Annotated in this window: 14 protein-coding genes; 8 read left to right on the top strand and 6 right to left on the bottom strand. The window is 46.7% G+C overall.

The window, feature by feature from the left end; genetic code table 11:
• The first annotated feature begins 21 nt into the window (after positions 1 to 21).
• Positions 22 to 1,722 (top strand): M48 family metalloprotease, encoded by a 1,701-nt coding sequence (locus tag PKF022_RS08435; protein WP_281776582.1) that lies wholly within the window; start codon positions 22 to 24, stop codon positions 1,720 to 1,722.
• On the opposite strand, the gene PKF022_RS08430 is transcribed toward PKF022_RS08435, so the two are convergent.
• From PKF022_RS08430 to PKF022_RS08410, 5 genes are read right to left on the bottom strand one after another with little or no spacing between them, the layout of a single operon-like run.
• A complete protein-coding gene (locus PKF022_RS08430) occupies positions 1,719 to 2,345 on the bottom strand; it encodes a DUF2946 family protein (RefSeq protein ID WP_281776581.1) in 627 nt (208 codons plus the stop codon). The two genes, PKF022_RS08435 and PKF022_RS08430, sit on opposite strands and share 4 nt — an antisense overlap.
• A gap of 4 nt (positions 2,346 to 2,349) precedes the next feature.
• Complete coding sequence (locus tag PKF022_RS08425) at positions 2,350 to 2,784, bottom strand: nuclear transport factor 2 family protein (protein ID WP_281776580.1); 435 nt, start codon at positions 2,782 to 2,784, stop codon at positions 2,350 to 2,352.
• A gap of 17 nt (positions 2,785 to 2,801) precedes the next feature.
• Positions 2,802 to 3,842, bottom strand: coding sequence for a lipopolysaccharide heptosyltransferase II (waaF, locus tag PKF022_RS08420; protein WP_281776579.1), 1,041 nt, complete (start codon positions 3,840 to 3,842; stop codon positions 2,802 to 2,804).
• Positions 3,843 to 3,888: 46 nt separating this feature from the next.
• Positions 3,889 to 4,077 carry a zinc-finger domain-containing protein gene (locus PKF022_RS08415; RefSeq protein ID WP_215360214.1) on the bottom strand — a complete coding sequence of 63 codons (189 nt, stop codon included), beginning with the start codon at positions 4,075 to 4,077 and terminating at the stop codon, positions 3,889 to 3,891.
• A 14-nt stretch (positions 4,078 to 4,091) separates the two neighbouring features.
• Positions 4,092 to 5,015, bottom strand: a complete 924-nt coding sequence (locus tag PKF022_RS08410) for a branched-chain amino acid transaminase (protein ID WP_281776578.1) — start codon at positions 5,013 to 5,015, stop codon at positions 4,092 to 4,094.
• A 208-nt stretch (positions 5,016 to 5,223) separates the two neighbouring features.
• Here PKF022_RS08410 and PKF022_RS08405 point away from each other — a divergent pair, with 208 nt between their 5' ends.
• From PKF022_RS08405 to PKF022_RS08375, 7 genes are read left to right on the top strand one after another with little or no spacing between them, the layout of a single operon-like run.
• The gene (locus PKF022_RS08405) at positions 5,224 to 6,435 is read left to right on the top strand and encodes a phosphoglycerate kinase (RefSeq protein ID WP_281776577.1); all 1,212 of its coding nucleotides are present in this window, start codon (positions 5,224 to 5,226) and stop codon (positions 6,433 to 6,435) included.
• A gap of 2 nt (positions 6,436 to 6,437) precedes the next feature.
• On the top strand, positions 6,438 to 7,874 hold the full coding sequence (gene pyk, locus PKF022_RS08400) for a pyruvate kinase (protein ID WP_281776576.1): 1,437 nt from the start codon (positions 6,438 to 6,440) through the stop codon (positions 7,872 to 7,874).
• A gap of 60 nt (positions 7,875 to 7,934) precedes the next feature.
• A complete protein-coding gene (fba, locus tag PKF022_RS08395; RefSeq protein ID WP_215347708.1) occupies positions 7,935 to 8,999 on the top strand; it encodes a class II fructose-bisphosphate aldolase in 1,065 nt (354 codons plus the stop codon).
• Between the two features lie 7 nt (positions 9,000 to 9,006).
• Positions 9,007 to 9,903 (top strand): phosphoribosylaminoimidazolesuccinocarboxamide synthase, encoded by an 897-nt coding sequence (locus PKF022_RS08390; protein ID WP_281776575.1) that lies wholly within the window; start codon positions 9,007 to 9,009, stop codon positions 9,901 to 9,903.
• Positions 9,904 to 9,944: 41 nt separating this feature from the next.
• Positions 9,945 to 10,439 (top strand): 5-(carboxyamino)imidazole ribonucleotide mutase, encoded by a 495-nt coding sequence (gene purE / locus PKF022_RS08385; protein WP_216230854.1) that lies wholly within the window; start codon positions 9,945 to 9,947, stop codon positions 10,437 to 10,439.
• A 4-nt stretch (positions 10,440 to 10,443) separates the two neighbouring features.
• Positions 10,444 to 11,628: a 5-(carboxyamino)imidazole ribonucleotide synthase gene (locus tag PKF022_RS08380; protein WP_281776574.1), complete on the top strand. Its 1,185-nt coding sequence runs from the start codon at positions 10,444 to 10,446 to the stop codon at positions 11,626 to 11,628.
• Between the two features lie 2 nt (positions 11,629 to 11,630).
• A complete protein-coding gene (locus tag PKF022_RS08375) occupies positions 11,631 to 12,719 on the top strand; it encodes an L-threonylcarbamoyladenylate synthase (protein ID WP_281776573.1) in 1,089 nt (362 codons plus the stop codon).
• On the opposite strand, the gene dacB is transcribed toward PKF022_RS08375, so the two are convergent.
• Positions 12,665 to 14,194, bottom strand: coding sequence for a D-alanyl-D-alanine carboxypeptidase/D-alanyl-D-alanine-endopeptidase (dacB, locus tag PKF022_RS08370; RefSeq protein WP_281776572.1), 1,530 nt, complete (start codon positions 14,192 to 14,194; stop codon positions 12,665 to 12,667). The two genes, PKF022_RS08375 and dacB, sit on opposite strands and share 55 nt — an antisense overlap.

Below are 14,194 nucleotides of genomic sequence, written 5' to 3'. Positions count from 1 at the left end.
GATAAGTTTTACCATATAGAGATGCAAGACATAAAGTCAGTACCTAAAACCGCTTTTTTGCACCGCGCTTTAGCCGTTTGGCTGGTGCTGGGGCTTGCCTGCTCTGGATTCCCTGTTTACGCAGCACCCCCTACTGGGGATGTATCCGTTGAGGGTAATTCTGCCGCCATGGAAAATATTGGTCGAGCCATGCAATCCCCTGATGCTCGACCCAGTAATGCGCCAACGCGAGGCGCTTTACGGAGTCAGCCAACAATCGTCTTGCCGGATATGGGTGATCCGGGGGGTGATGCCTTAAGTCGGGTGGACGAACGTAAGTACGGCGAGATGATCATGCGCCAAATTCGTCCAGATCCAGATTACTCAAATGATTTACCTCTTTATGATTTTCTGAATCAGATGGAGCGTCGCTTATTGCAGGCGGCCAAGAAATTACAATTAGGTGGTGCAAACGAGCAGGGCAGCGGCGCATATAACTTCGAGGTATTTGCAGTTAAAGACAGCAGCATTAATGCGTTTGCATTACCTGGAGGCTTTATCGGTTTTCATACGGGCTTGATCGTCAGTGCAGAATCAGATTCTGAGGTGGCTTCAGTTATGGGGCATGAAACAGGCCACGTATTGCAACGTCATCTGGCACGCCAGATGGATAAGCAAACCACCAACACGATGATTGCGATTGCCGGTATGGTGCTTGGGGCATTAGCAATGTCTCGCAATCCTCAGGCGGGTGCTGGCCTAATGCAGGGCGGTCAAGCGGTTGCCATCAATAATCAGCTTTCTTATTCAAGGGATGCGGAGCGTGAGGCTGATCGTATTGGCTTTCAGATTTTGGATGCCAGTGGATATGATGTCAATGGTGCGCCAGGCTTTTTCCAGCGCTTACAAAAAGCGACTGGCATTATGGATAAGGGTGTTCCTGCGTATGTGCGGACTCACCCTTTAACAACTGATCGTATTGCCGATATGCAGGATCGGGCTCGCACTGTGCCCGCTCGCAATGTGCCCAGTTCAGTAGAATTCTTTTTTATTAAAGCTCGAGCACGCATGGAGCAGGCGGGAAGCTCCAGTGGAATGTATGACTTAAAAAATACCTTTGACAGTTTGAGTAAACAGACACAAATTGGCAAACAAATGGAGGGTTTTTATGGCTTGGCACTCATCGCTCAGCGCCAAGGAAAATTAGATCTAGCTGAATCCAATCTTCAGCAAGCCCGAAACCTAGCTCAGAAAGCAAGTGCACCTGGATCGCCTATTCAGAGGCAGAGTTTATCGCTAGATATCACTGCATCTGAATTGGCTTTAGCTAAAGGCAAAGGTGAAGAAGCGCTTCAAATTGCTCAGACAACATTACGCGCATATCCTCAATCGTACGCAGCAGGTGCTGCAATGATTAATGCCTATCTGAAACTTGGCCGCACTAACGATGCAATTACTTGGTTAAAGGCGCGAACAAGATCTCAACCTAATGAAATTGTCTGGTGGAACTTGCTATCTAAGTCCTATGATCAAGCTGGTAATGTCCCAATGCGTCATTACGCGCTCGGCGAAAAATATGCTCTTGAGGGTGCTTGGCCATCTGCCATTGAGCAACTCCGCATTGCTCGCTCAGCTGGTGGTGCTGATTTTTACCAAGGCTCCAGTATCGATGCTCGTTTGCGTGAAATGCAAAGGCAATACCAAGATGAGCTCAAGGAGCAAGGCAAGCAGCCCCCAGGTTAAGGTTGCGGCGAGTTTTGGTAATGAAAGCGCGCGGCTAATTCTTGCGAATTTATGGGGTCTAAGGGTAATTGCTTTTCGTACCAAGACCAAGAGCCTCCAAAGCTACAAGCTTCTTCACGCAGCTTAGCCAGTTCAGAAAAATGATCTAGATCGTGATCGTGTAAAAGAGCAATAGTCTGAGATTCTTTTTTTAAAAAGGGTTTAGCACCTCCCCCATTATTGCTGCTGTCGTAAATCGTTTGATCTACTTTCCCAACAATATAAATATTTCCGTTTTCGTCACTTAAGGCTGAATCAGGGGTGATTGCGCTATTGCATTGGGTGAGTAATGCAAGACCGTGTTCATTTGGAATGATGCGCACAATCCAAGGAGTGGCAGTTAGGGTAATAAAAACACGTTGAGGGCCATTCTGAAAAAAGTATCTGCCAAGCTCATCGCATGCATAGTTACGCGCAATAAAATCATTTAGTGCAGCATGTTGAATAACTTGCCCTGGAAGCTGATTTTGCTGGGTAAATTCATCTCGCATCCGCCATTGGCCACGACGATCTAGGGCAAGCCAACCAAAGCAATCAGGCACATTAGGCCACTTCATTAGTGACCGAAGTACTTGATCATCCATAGATTTAATGCAAACCGTGTGGGGTTGATGGTGCGTCGAAGGTATTTTCAGTAGAGTGGCTTGCGTGTAAGTGCGCAATACGCCAACCCTGACTATCTTGTAATAGCACAAGTGTGATGTTGAGAAAAAACTCTGCTTCAACTTGGTCTGCACGCAAATGAACCGCTTCAGTGGTGTCATATACAGCGGCACCAAGTACGGAGTGACTAATACATGCAATCGGCTCTAGGAATAGCGGTTGTTTTGAAAGCAGTCGCTCCAGACCTTCACGAATTTCTGCATGGCCGCTTAGGCGATGTCCCTCAGGGAGAACGCAGGTAATGGAATCATCATCTAGCCAAATATCTAAAGCACTTTGAACATCGCGATGACTCAACGCATCTCGCCATGCCTCTACTACGTCATCTGCATTTTGAAAGAGTCTGGCAAGTTTAGGCATGGCTTACTTTTCCTGGGTTATGACTGGAGTGTATTCAGTGTAGCGAATACCTGGGCCGGCAAAATGTCATTTAAGCACTTGAGATGACCTAGGGGGCATTCCCTCTTATGGCATGGGCTGCAGGCTAGGTTTAGCCAAATGACCTTGGCTTTGTCCGATAGTGGTGGCGTATGAGCTGGATCGCTGGATCCAAAAATAGCGATCTGCGGAGTTTTGAGTGCTGCCGCAATATGCATTAAGCCCGAATCATTGCTGATAACGGCTTTACTCATGTCAAGCAAGGCAATAGCTTCATCCAGGGAGGTGTTGCCACACCAGTTGTGAATATGGGGATCTTGCTTTGCTAGGGTATGGATTTCTTGGGCAAGGGGATGATCGCCTTTGCTACCTAAAAGGACAACCTGATTGTTTGGATTGCCGGTAATTAAGCTTTCAGCCAATTGCGCAAAGTGACTAGTTGGCCAACGTTTAGTTGGGCCATATTCAGCGCCAGGGCAAATTGCATAGATATGTGCCTCATCAATTTGCACACTTTGTAACTTGGCTTTTACGGAATGATTAGCCGCTGCAGATACATTTAACTTTGGCGTCAGATTGCTGGTCGTCAGTGAAGCTTGCCCACCATTTAAAAGTTGACTTAACTGGAGGTAGTGATCGACCATTGGTGGGCGATTAATTTTGCTTGGATTATTTAGCGCTACGTTAATCAACCCAAAGCGAAACTCACCACGATAGCCAACACGGAAAGGAATATTAGCAAGCCAGGGAATTAGTGCTGATTTAAAACTATTAGGCAACACAAAACATGCCTGATATTTTTTTATTGCGAGCTTCTTTGCTAATTCTTTACGCAAGCCCCATTGCAATTGTTTGTGTTCAAATTTTGCCTCGATTACTTCATGCACTTCAGAGCAGGCTCGATAGATTGGTGCAACCCAAGTGCTGGCAAGTACATCAATATTTGAATCTGGGTATTGCGCTTTGAGGGATGCTAATAAAGGTTGCGTCATTACTGCATCCCCAATCCAGTTGGGGGCGATGATCAGAATACCGTGCATGTAATGTATCCCGACTCAGCGCCTCACCAGGAGGCGCTGATAAGGCTTAGTGACCGTGTGGCTCAGTGCCGGGAATGAGCTTGTACTCTGCGCCGCAATAAGGACACTTCGCTTCACCGGTTTTAGTGATATCTAGGAAAACGCGTGGATGCGAGTTCCAGGCTGGTGTTTTATTGGTAGGGCAATGCAATGGCAAATCCTTGCCGTCCACCATTACAACTTGAGCTTGAGTCATGTGCTATTCCTTAATTACTTAACGTAAGTAAGCCAAGATTTGTATTTATCGTTTCTGCCATACACCGCATCGAAATACGTCTTCTGAATTTTTTCAGTGATCGGACCACGCTTTCCATCACCAATCGTACGGTCATCCAATTCACGAATCGGAGTCACTTCAGCAGCGGTGCCGGTAAAGAATGCTTCGTCAGCAGAATAGACTTCATCACGAGTAATGCGTTTCTCACGCACTTCATAACCAAGGTCTTTAACGATCTGAATAATGGAATCACGTGTGATGCCATCCAAGCAAGACGCTAAGTCAGGGGTGTACACAATGCCATTGCGAACCATAAAGAGGTTTTCCCCGGAGCCTTCAGAAACGTAACCTTCGGTATCGAGCAATAAGGCCTCGTCGTATCCATTGGCGGTCACTTCTTGATTGGCCAGGATAGAGTTGATGTAGTAGCCAGAAGCTTTAGCGCGCACCAGGGAAGAATTCACAAAGTGGCGGGTAAAAGAGGAGGTTTTCACCCGAATACCCTTATTTAGGCCATCTTCACCCAGGTAGGCGCCCCATTCCCAGGCAGCAATTGAGGTATGAATACTGTTCCCTTTTGGGGATATTCCCAACTTTTGGGAACCAATAAAGATGATTGGGCGGATATAGCAGGCTTCTAGCTTGTTGGAATTTACCGTATCAATAATGCCCTTGGTGACCTCTTCGGGGCTGTAAGGCATGTTCATTTGGAAGATCTTAGTTCCGTTAAACAGGCGTTTTACGTGCTCTGGAAGTCGGAAAATGGCTGTTCCCTGGGGGGTTTTGTAGGCTCGGATGCCCTCAAATACGCCCATGCCGTAGTGTAGGCTGTGTGTTAACACGTGAACATTGGCCTCACGCCAAGGAATTAGCTTCCCATCAGTCCAAATAAAGCCATCGCGGTCGGACATCGACATTTTCTTTACCTTTTGTGTCTATTAAGTATCTATAAAAGCGGTTTTAGTAAGGCATCAGACCGGTAGATATTGGTCTTTCAGCCCAGAATGCATTTAAGTCCTTATTGTAGAGCAGGCAGGGCAGTCTGTCGGCTTGGATCCTTAGGGTAAATGGGTCGGAGCCTTTAGAATGGGATATTCCCATAAACCACCAAATTTACCCAAACTCATGCCGGAATCCTTATTTAAAGTTAAGCGTTTAAGCGAATTAGCCCAATCAGGTCAATTAAAGGGTAAGCGGGTTCTTATCCGTGCCGATCTGAATGTTCCTCAGGACGAGGCTGGAAATATTACTGAAGATACTCGTATTCGGGCATCAATGCCGGCGGTACAGATGTGCTTGGACGCTGGGGCAGCGGTAATGGTGACTTCACATTTGGGCCGCCCAACTGAAGGCGAATTTAAACCTGAAGATAGTTTGGCTCCGGTTGCTGACCGTATTGCGAGCTTGTTGAATCGTAAAGTTCCTTTAATCAGTGACTGGGTCAACGGCGGTTTTGAAGTAAGTCCAGGCGAACTAGTATTGTTGGAAAACTGTCGTCTCAATGTTGGTGAAAAAAAGAACAACGACGAGCTAGCAAAAAAGATTGCTGCATTGTGTGATGTCTATGTCAACGATGCATTTGGAACTGCGCATCGCGCTGAAGCAACTACTCATGGTGTGGCGAAGTTTGCTCCAATAGCTTGTGCTGGTCCTTTAATGGCTGCTGAGTTAGATGCACTAAGTCGTGCATTGGCAAGTCCAAAGCGTCCTTTGGTAGCCATCGTAGCAGGCTCTAAAGTTTCCTCTAAGCTCACCATCCTTAAGGCCTTGTCAGAAAAGGTGGATGAGTTGATTGTTGGGGGCGGTATCGCCAATACCTTTATGTTAGCTAAGGGCTTACCTATCGGCAAGTCACTTGCTGAACCTGATTTAGTTGATGAAGCTAGAGAAATTATGGAGCTCATGGAAAAGCGTGGCGCCCATGTACCTATCCCGGAAGATGTGGTTGTAGCAAACGAATTGTCTCCACTGGCTCGTGCAAACCGGGTACCTGCAGATCAAGTGGCAGAAGACGACATGATTTTGGATATTGGTCCAAAAACTGCAGCGCGTTTATCAATCATGCTTGCTCATGCTGGCACGATCGTGTGGAATGGTCCTTTGGGCGTATTTGAAATTGATCAGTTTGGTGGTGGCACCAAAATGTTAGCTGCGGCAATTGCACACTCACCGGCTTTCTCTATTGCTGGCGGTGGCGATACTTTGGCAGCTATCGCGAAGTACGGAATTGAGAACCAAGTAGATTACATCTCTACTGGCGGCGGCGCCTTCTTGGAGTTCCTTGAAGGCAAAACCTTGCCAGCCTTTGCAGTACTTGCTGAAAGAGCGAAAGACTAAATATGTTGAGAGCAACAAAGATCATTGCAACCCTGGGGCCCGCTTCTGAAAAGCCCGAAGTATTGCGTGACATGATCCGTGCTGGCGTCGATGTGGTGCGGATGAATTTCTCTCACGGCACTGTGGCCGACCATAAAGCGCGACATGATTTGGTACGCACCATCTCTGCTGAGGCAGGAAAAGAAGTGGGCATCATGGCTGACTTGCAAGGGCCTAAAATTCGCGTTGGTAAATTTTCGGAAAATAAAATTTTGCTCAAGGAGGGTGATAAATTTACTCTCGATGTAGCTTGTGAGCTTGGTGATCAAACCAAAGTAGGCCTTGATTACAAAGAGTTGCCGGGCGATGTCAAGCCGGGCGATCGCCTTTTGTTGAATGACGGCTTAGTTGTTCTTACCGTTGAGAGTGTTAAAGGCGGAGAGATTTTTACCGTTGTTGAGCAAGGTGGACCACTTTCTAATAACAAGGGCATTAATCGCGCCGGCGGCGGTTTAACTGCTCCTGCTTTAACTGAAAAAGATATTGCTGATTTAGATGCAGCGATTGCGATGGGCGTGGATTTCTTGGCAATTAGCTTTCCAAAAGATGGTGCCGACATGGCTTACGCGCGCAAGTTGGCGGATGCTGCTAGCGCCAAGTATGGCGTAGGTAAGGTGAGAACAATTGCTAAAGTAGAGCGTGCAGAAGCCATTGAGCCAGCTGCGCTGAAAAGCATTATTGCTGAGAGCGACGGAATCATGGTTGCCCGTGGTGATCTAGCGATTGAGGTGGGTAATGCTGCTGTACCTGCGTTGCAAAAACGCATGATTGCATGGGCGCGTGAAGCCGATAAATTTACCATTACTGCTACGCAAATGATGGAGTCTATGATCAATGCTCCAGTTCCAACGCGCGCAGAAGTGAGCGACGTTGCTAACGCGGTATTGGATGGTACTGATGCGGTGATGCTCTCTGCCGAATCTGCTGCAGGTATGTACCCTGTGCAAACTATCAAAGCAATGGCAGAGATTTGTGTTGAGGCTGAAAAATCAGATCGAGTGAAGCTTGATACCGATTTCCTAGATCAAACTTTTACTCGTATTGATCAAACGATTGCCCTTGGAGCTCTTTTCACAGCACATCATTTAAATGCTAATGCGATTGCAGCCTTAACAGACTCAGGCTCAACAGCAATTTGGATGAGTCGACATAATATTCATGTCCCTATCTTTGCATTGACATCTAAGATCGCTACACAGCGGGCGCTGAGTACTTATCGCAATGTCACTCCAATTGGCTTGGACTACACCAAGGATCGTGACACTGCGTTACAGGAAGTGGAAGCATGTTTGAAAAAGGTGGGTGCGGTCAAAAAAGGCGATACCGTTGTACTGACTTCTGGCGAACCGATGGGTGAGCCTGGTGGCACCAATACCCTCAAGATTATTCATGTGAAGTAGTTTGCATCTCTAACTATCTAATTTTTTACAAACCTTATTACTATTTATTAAGAGAACATCATGGCTTTAGTATCTTTAAGACAACTCTTGGATCATGCTGCTGAAAATGGTTACGGCCTACCAGCATTTAACGTCAATAACTTGGAGCAAGTGACGGCAATTATGGAGGCAGCGAATGAAGCTGACTCTCCAGTAATCATGCAAGCCTCTGCAGGTGCTCGCAAATATGCTGGCGAAGCATTCTTGCGTCACCTGATTTCTGCTGCGGTTGAAGCTTACCCACATATTCCAGTGGTGATGCATCAAGACCACGGTCAAAGCCCTGCGGTTTGTATGGCAGCAATTAAGAGTGGCTTTACGAGCGTGATGATGGATGGTTCATTAGAAGCTGACGGCAAAACAGTTGCTAGCTATGAATACAACGTAGATGTCTCTAAAGAGGTGGTGAAGTTTTCTCATTCCATTGGGGTTACGGTTGAGGCGGAATTGGGCGTATTGGGCTCACTAGAAACTATGCAAGGTGACAAAGAAGATGGTCATGGCGCTGACGGCAAAATGACTCGTGAACAGTTGCTGACTGATGTTGAGCAAGCCGCTGATTTTGTTAAGGCTACTCAGTGCGATGCTTTGGCTATTGCGATTGGCACAAGCCATGGCGCCTACAAGTTCAGCAAGAAACCTACGGGTGATATTTTGGCAATTGATCGTATCAAAGAAATTCATGCACGCATTCCGAATACTCATTTAGTGATGCATGGCTCTTCTAGCGTTCCACAAGAGTTACTTGCTGAGATTCGTGAGTTCGGCGGAGATATGAAAGAGACTTATGGCGTTCCTGTTGAAGAAATTCAGGAGGGCATTAAGAATGGTGTTCGTAAGATCAATATTGACACGGATATTCGTCTGGCAATGACTGGCGCAATTCGTCGTTACTTTATCGAGAACCCATCTAAGTTTGATCCACGTGATTATTTGAAGCCAGCTCGTGAAGCTGCTAAAAAAGTGTGTATCGCTCGTTTCCAAGCTTTTGGTTCTGCTGGTCAAGCATCCAAAATTAAACCGATTTCTTTAGAGAAGATGGCCGAGCTTTACAAGAGCGGCAAATTAACTCAAATTGTGAAGTGATTTAAACATGGACGCCTTGTACGCAACCTCCATTAAGTCATTGCCCTTGCTTTCTAAAGGCAAGGTGCGCGATGTCTATGCGCTAGACAATGACAAGCTATTAATGATTACGACTGACCGCCTCTCCGCATTTGATGTGGTCATGGGCGAGCCCATCCCTGAAAAGGGTGTGGTTCTCAATCAAATGGCTAATTTTTGGTTTGATAAATTAGCTTCCGTTATCCCCAATCACTTGACTGGAATTGATCCGGCGACTGTTGTGGCAGCAAATGAGGTAGATCAAGTTAAGGGTCGCGCTGTTGTGGCTAAACGCTTGAAGCCTATTTTGGTTGAGGCGGTAGTGCGTGGTTATTTAGCTGGCAGCGGCTGGAAGGATTACAAAGAAACTGGCAAGGTATGTGGAATTGCATTGCCAGCTGGTTTGGAAAACGCTCAGAAATTACCCGAGCCTATTTTCACTCCAGCAGCTAAGGCTGAATTTGGTCAACACGATGAAAATATTTCATTTGAAAAAGTGGTTGAGCTGATTGGTGAAAAGTTAGCTAATCAAATTCGTGAAGTCAGTATTCGTCTATATAAAGAAGCTTCCGAATTTGCAGCCACTCGCGGCATCATCATTGCGGATACTAAGTTTGAGTTTGGCTTAGATGCCAATAATCAATTGGTATTGATGGATGAGATCCTGACGGCCGACTCTTCCCGTTTCTGGCCTGCTGAGACCTACTATGTGGGCTCCAATCCACCTTCTTATGACAAACAGTTTGTCCGTGATTGGCTTGAAACAGCGATGGTGGATGGCAAGTTATGGCCCAAAACAGCCCCTGCACCGCAGTTGCCGGCTGATGTGATTGAAAAGACGGCTCAAAAGTATCGTGAAGCCCTTACTAGGTTAACTCAGGGATAATAGGGTCCCTAGAGGAATATTGAAGGTATTTGGAGAGGTAAATGAGCAAGAAACCAATTGTCGGAATAGTGATGGGATCCAATTCAGATTGGGATACCATGCAACACGCCGCTCAAATGCTTGAGCAATTTGGTATCGCTCACGAAGCAAAAGTACTCTCTGCGCATCGTATGCCTGATGATATGTTTCAGTATGCTGAAAAAGCCCAAGCTAACGGCTTACAGGCCATCATTGCTGGTGCGGGCGGTGCCGCGCATTTGCCGGGCATGCTGGCATCCAAAACAATCGTTCCGGTTTATGGTGTGCCAGTAGCTAGCAAATATTTGCGTGGCGAAGATTCTTTATATTCAATTGTGCAAATGCCTAAAGGCATTCCGGTCGCCACCTTTGCGATTGGTGAGGCTGGTGCAGCCAATGCCGCCTTGCATGTGATTGCTGGCTTGGCATTGCATGATGCAGATTTGGCTAAGCGTTTAGAAGATTTCCGTGCGAAGCAGTCTGATACCGCGCGCGCTATGAATTTGCCAGGATATTAATTACATGGCAGATCGCATGGAACCCATTTTGCCGGGTTCATATTTAGGAATATTAGGTGGCGGTCAATTGGGTCGGATGTTCACACAAGCCGCTCAAGCAATGGGCTATAAGGTTTGTGTTTTAGATCCCGGTGCTGATAGCCCAGCAGGCTCTATTGCAGAAAAATTCATTCGAGCTGATTACACAGATTCTGCTGCCTTAAAAGAAATGGCTGCTCTTTGTCCCTCGGTTAGCACAGAGTTTGAGAATGTTCCTGCCCAAGCTTTAGATGAGTTAGAGGCTTTGGGTGTATTTGTCGCACCACGAAGCAGCTGTGTCTCCTTGGCACAGAACAGGGTGGCTGAGAAAAAGTTTCTAGCTACCTGGAAATCAGAAACAAATATTGGCCCAGCACCTTATGCTGTTGTTGAACATGATGCTGATATTACCCATATTCCAGCCGATTTATTTCCAGGAATATTAAAGACAGCTCGTATGGGTTATGACGGTAAAGGTCAAATTACTGTTTACACGGCAGCGGATTTGCCGGCTGCCTGGGCGGAATTAAGCAAGGTTCCTTGTGTATTAGAAAAGCGCATGGATTTGGATTTTGAAGTATCTGCTTTAGTTGTGCGCGGATACGATGATTCAGTGGTTGCTTATCCAGTTTCACAAAATATTCACCGTGATGGTATTTTGCACACCTCTACTGTGCCAGCGCCATCATTAAAGCCCGCACAAGAAAAAAAGATTGTAGAAGCAGCAAAAGCGCTTATTCGCAAAATTGATTATGTTGGTGTTCTCTGTGTTGAGTTTTTTGTCCTCAAGAATGGCGATATCGTCGCTAATGAAATCGCTCCTCGCCCACATAACTCGGGACACTACACGATGGACGCTTGTGTTAGCAGTCAATTTGAGCAACAAGTGAGAGCAATGGCCCGCCTACCTTTGGGTGATACACGTCAACTAGCGCCAGTCTCGATGTTGAACTTATTAGGCGATCTTTGGTACGAGGGTAGCGAGGATCAACCAAAGGAACCCGCTTGGAATAAAGTGCTCTCTCATTCTGATGCTAAGTTGCATTTGTATGGAAAGTCTGAGCCTCGCATGGGCAGAAAAATGGGTCACATCAATTGCCTGGGCGAAGCTCTAAATGAAGCCCGCCAAAATTGCTCAGCCGTTGCTACCGAATTAGGGATCGAGCCCTAGAAATGTCCAGCGACAGTACGCTACTGCAATCTTCCGCAGTCATGAGCGAAGCAGTGCAAACTTTGCGTGATGGTGGTCTAGTCGCCTTTCCGACTGAGACTGTTTATGGATTGGGTGCAGATGCTAAAAATACTGAAGCCATAAAGAAGATTTTTACTGCCAAGGGCCGCCCTTCGAATCATCCGCTGATTGTCCACTTAGCTGCACCAGATAAATTCGATCAGGCACAGATAGATTGGGTGCCGATATTGGCGCCTTGGGCAAGAGATGTATCAGAAGAAGCTTTAAAGCTGATCAATGCATTTTGGCCAGGACCTCTAACGCTGGTCTTCAAAAAAGATAAAAGTGTTTTAACGGCTTTAACTGGCGGTCAAGATACGGTAGCAATTCGTGCACCATCACACCCTATTGCCAAAGAGCTATTGCGTAAATTTAAGGGCGGCGTTGTAGCTCCATCAGCCAATCGCTTCGGTAAAGTGTCGCCAACCAGTGCTGCAGATGTTCGCCATGAATTTGAGGGCATGCTCGATTTGATGGTTTTAGATGGCGGTGATTGTGAGATAGGTATTGAGTCAACCATTATTGATTTGTCTTCAGGCGACAAGGCAGTGTTGCTCAGGCCTGGTGCAATTACGCCAAGCGAGATCTTCGCTAAGACGGGTGTAAAGGTATATCTGCCTGGAGAACTACAAGATTCAGCGCAAGAGCTTCCTAAGGTATCTGGAAGTCTCAAAGCCCATTACGCGCCAACGACACCTTTGCGTTTATATGCTCCCGGTCGCGTCTTAGATGCCTTAAGCGAATTTCCCGACATTAAATCTCGTGTTGCTGTAGCAGTATGGGATTCTGACTCTTCCTTGGGTGACGATGGGCATCCTTCTGCTCACTTTGAAGAGGTTGAAGTTCCGAGTGATAGCGCTTCCTTCGCTAGTCGTCTGTATCGCTCATTGCGTGATTTGGATCAACAGGGCTGGGACTTAATTTTATTCCCTGAGCCGCCAGCGGGTGAGGAGTGGGACGGTGTTAGAGACCGACTTCAGCGTGCTTGCTTTGGTTCTGGCCCATCTTCCAGTAACCAAGTTAGCAACTGATCGTGCGCTTCAAGACCTCTCCAGGCATTGGGGTGGTTAATAAAGGAAGTCACGGCGTACATTTTTCCGGATTTACTTAAAACATAGCCCGAGATTGCGCGCACGTCTACTAGAGAGCCAGTTTTAATTCTCGCTTCAGGCTTTTTCTTTAGATGTAAAAACTTACGAAGTTGACCCATTAAACGATTGCGCATGGTGCCATCAGTTCCTGCAATCGGGAGGCTGTTATAAAACACTTCTGCTACAGGAAGATTACGAGCGGTTAAGAGCAGTTGGTTCATTTGCTCAGCGGAGATAGCCTCAGTGCGAGATAGACCGGACCCATTTTCGATAATCAAGTCCGTAAAATTTAGACCGTTTTGCTTGAGCCAACTCTGAATGACTTGATCGCCATTAGCAGTTGTTGCGGGCTTACCCATTTTCTCGAGAGCAAGTGTGAGCAGAACTTGGCGTGCCATGACATTGTTGGAGTATTTATTGATGTCTACAACATCATCGGCCAGCTTAATGCCTTCGAACTGCAGTAATAGACGCGCTGCCAGTGGTACGCTGCCATCCTTGCCAATAGGGGGTTTAGTCCAAGTGCCACCCGCTAACTCCCAGGCGGCCGCAAAGCCTTGGGTTAAGAAAGTGTTGGCATCTAAAGCAACAATGTTGAAGTTCACGCCCTTGCAAGAGCTTGGAAAGGCTCCGGAGAACTGGGCCGTTAAAGTTTGATCGGTATTGCTAGCTCCCTCAGGCTCTAAGCTAAAGCGAATATTACTTTTCCAGCTATCGCAGGCACGATCTACTAACTGCATTTGATTCACAACCTTTAGTTGTGAGAGCGCGGGGGTATAGCTGATATCAATGAAGTCTGCGGTGCGTGACTTACCCAATTGAAACGAGAGAGTGCGGAAAGCGTATAGCAGTGGATCTGGCGGAACGTTGTAGGCGCGTAAGGCCTCGCCATCAATCGTGTTGTGCTCCATGACACTCGGCGCATAGGCGCTACGGTCAAAAAATAAATTACCGTCTATTTTTTGAATGCCAAGACCTTGTAGCTCCTTCATCATCTTAGCAAGCTCTTCAGGAATAAGCTTAGGATCGCCCGTACCTTGCAAATACAAATTACCTTTTAATGTGCCTTGGCGAATAATTCCATCGGTATAAATATTAGTGCGCCAACGATAATGAGGCCCCAAAATATCCAAGCCACTCAAAGTGGTCAGCAGCTTCATCGTTGAGGCGGGGTTCATGACCGCTTCCGAACGCCAGCCTAGAATATTTTTAGAAATATGCTTTCCTGAGCGTCCAGTCTCAATCTCTATTACTGAGATGCTGATGGCATCTTTGGGGATCTGGTTACGCTCAAGACTGCTAGTTACTGCTTTAGGAATATCAATTGGAGCAGCATTATTCGCAGCAGCACTGGAACTGGCAAGCCAGAAAAGGGCCGCTATTAAAGCGGGGTAATAAAGAAAATAAGAGCGCAT

This window comes from Polynucleobacter sp. KF022 (genome assembly GCF_027924105.1).
GTDB lineage: Bacteria > Pseudomonadota > Gammaproteobacteria > Burkholderiales > Burkholderiaceae > Polynucleobacter.
The sequence above is the reverse complement of the archived record's forward strand: the minus strand, read 5'-3'. Positions and strand labels throughout refer to the sequence as shown.

Excerpts from the sequence above, each read along its gene's own strand:
- PKF022_RS08435 (WP_281776582.1), top strand. The coding sequence starts at position 22 with ATGCAAGACATAAAGTCAGTACCTAAAACCGCTTTTTTGCACCGCGCT.
- PKF022_RS08430 (WP_281776581.1), bottom strand. The coding sequence starts at position 2,345 with ATGGATGATCAAGTACTTCGGTCACTAATGAAGTGGCCTAATGTGCCT.
- PKF022_RS08425 (WP_281776580.1), bottom strand. The coding sequence starts at position 2,784 with ATGCCTAAACTTGCCAGACTCTTTCAAAATGCAGATGACGTAGTAGAG.
- waaF (WP_281776579.1), bottom strand. The coding sequence starts at position 3,842 with ATGCACGGTATTCTGATCATCGCCCCCAACTGGATTGGGGATGCAGTA.
- PKF022_RS08415 (WP_215360214.1), bottom strand. The coding sequence starts at position 4,077 with ATGACTCAAGCTCAAGTTGTAATGGTGGACGGCAAGGATTTGCCATTG.
- PKF022_RS08410 (WP_281776578.1), bottom strand. The coding sequence starts at position 5,015 with ATGTCGATGTCCGACCGCGATGGCTTTATTTGGACTGATGGGAAGCTA.
- PKF022_RS08405 (WP_281776577.1), top strand. The coding sequence starts at position 5,224 with ATGCCGGAATCCTTATTTAAAGTTAAGCGTTTAAGCGAATTAGCCCAA.
- pyk (WP_281776576.1), top strand. The coding sequence starts at position 6,438 with ATGTTGAGAGCAACAAAGATCATTGCAACCCTGGGGCCCGCTTCTGAA.
- fba (WP_215347708.1), top strand. The coding sequence starts at position 7,935 with ATGGCTTTAGTATCTTTAAGACAACTCTTGGATCATGCTGCTGAAAAT.
- PKF022_RS08390 (WP_281776575.1), top strand. The coding sequence starts at position 9,007 with ATGGACGCCTTGTACGCAACCTCCATTAAGTCATTGCCCTTGCTTTCT.
- purE (WP_216230854.1), top strand. The coding sequence starts at position 9,945 with ATGAGCAAGAAACCAATTGTCGGAATAGTGATGGGATCCAATTCAGAT.
- PKF022_RS08380 (WP_281776574.1), top strand. The coding sequence starts at position 10,444 with ATGGCAGATCGCATGGAACCCATTTTGCCGGGTTCATATTTAGGAATA.
- PKF022_RS08375 (WP_281776573.1), top strand. The coding sequence starts at position 11,631 with ATGTCCAGCGACAGTACGCTACTGCAATCTTCCGCAGTCATGAGCGAA.
- dacB (WP_281776572.1), bottom strand. The coding sequence starts at position 14,194 with ATGCGCTCTTATTTTCTTTATTACCCCGCTTTAATAGCGGCCCTTTTC.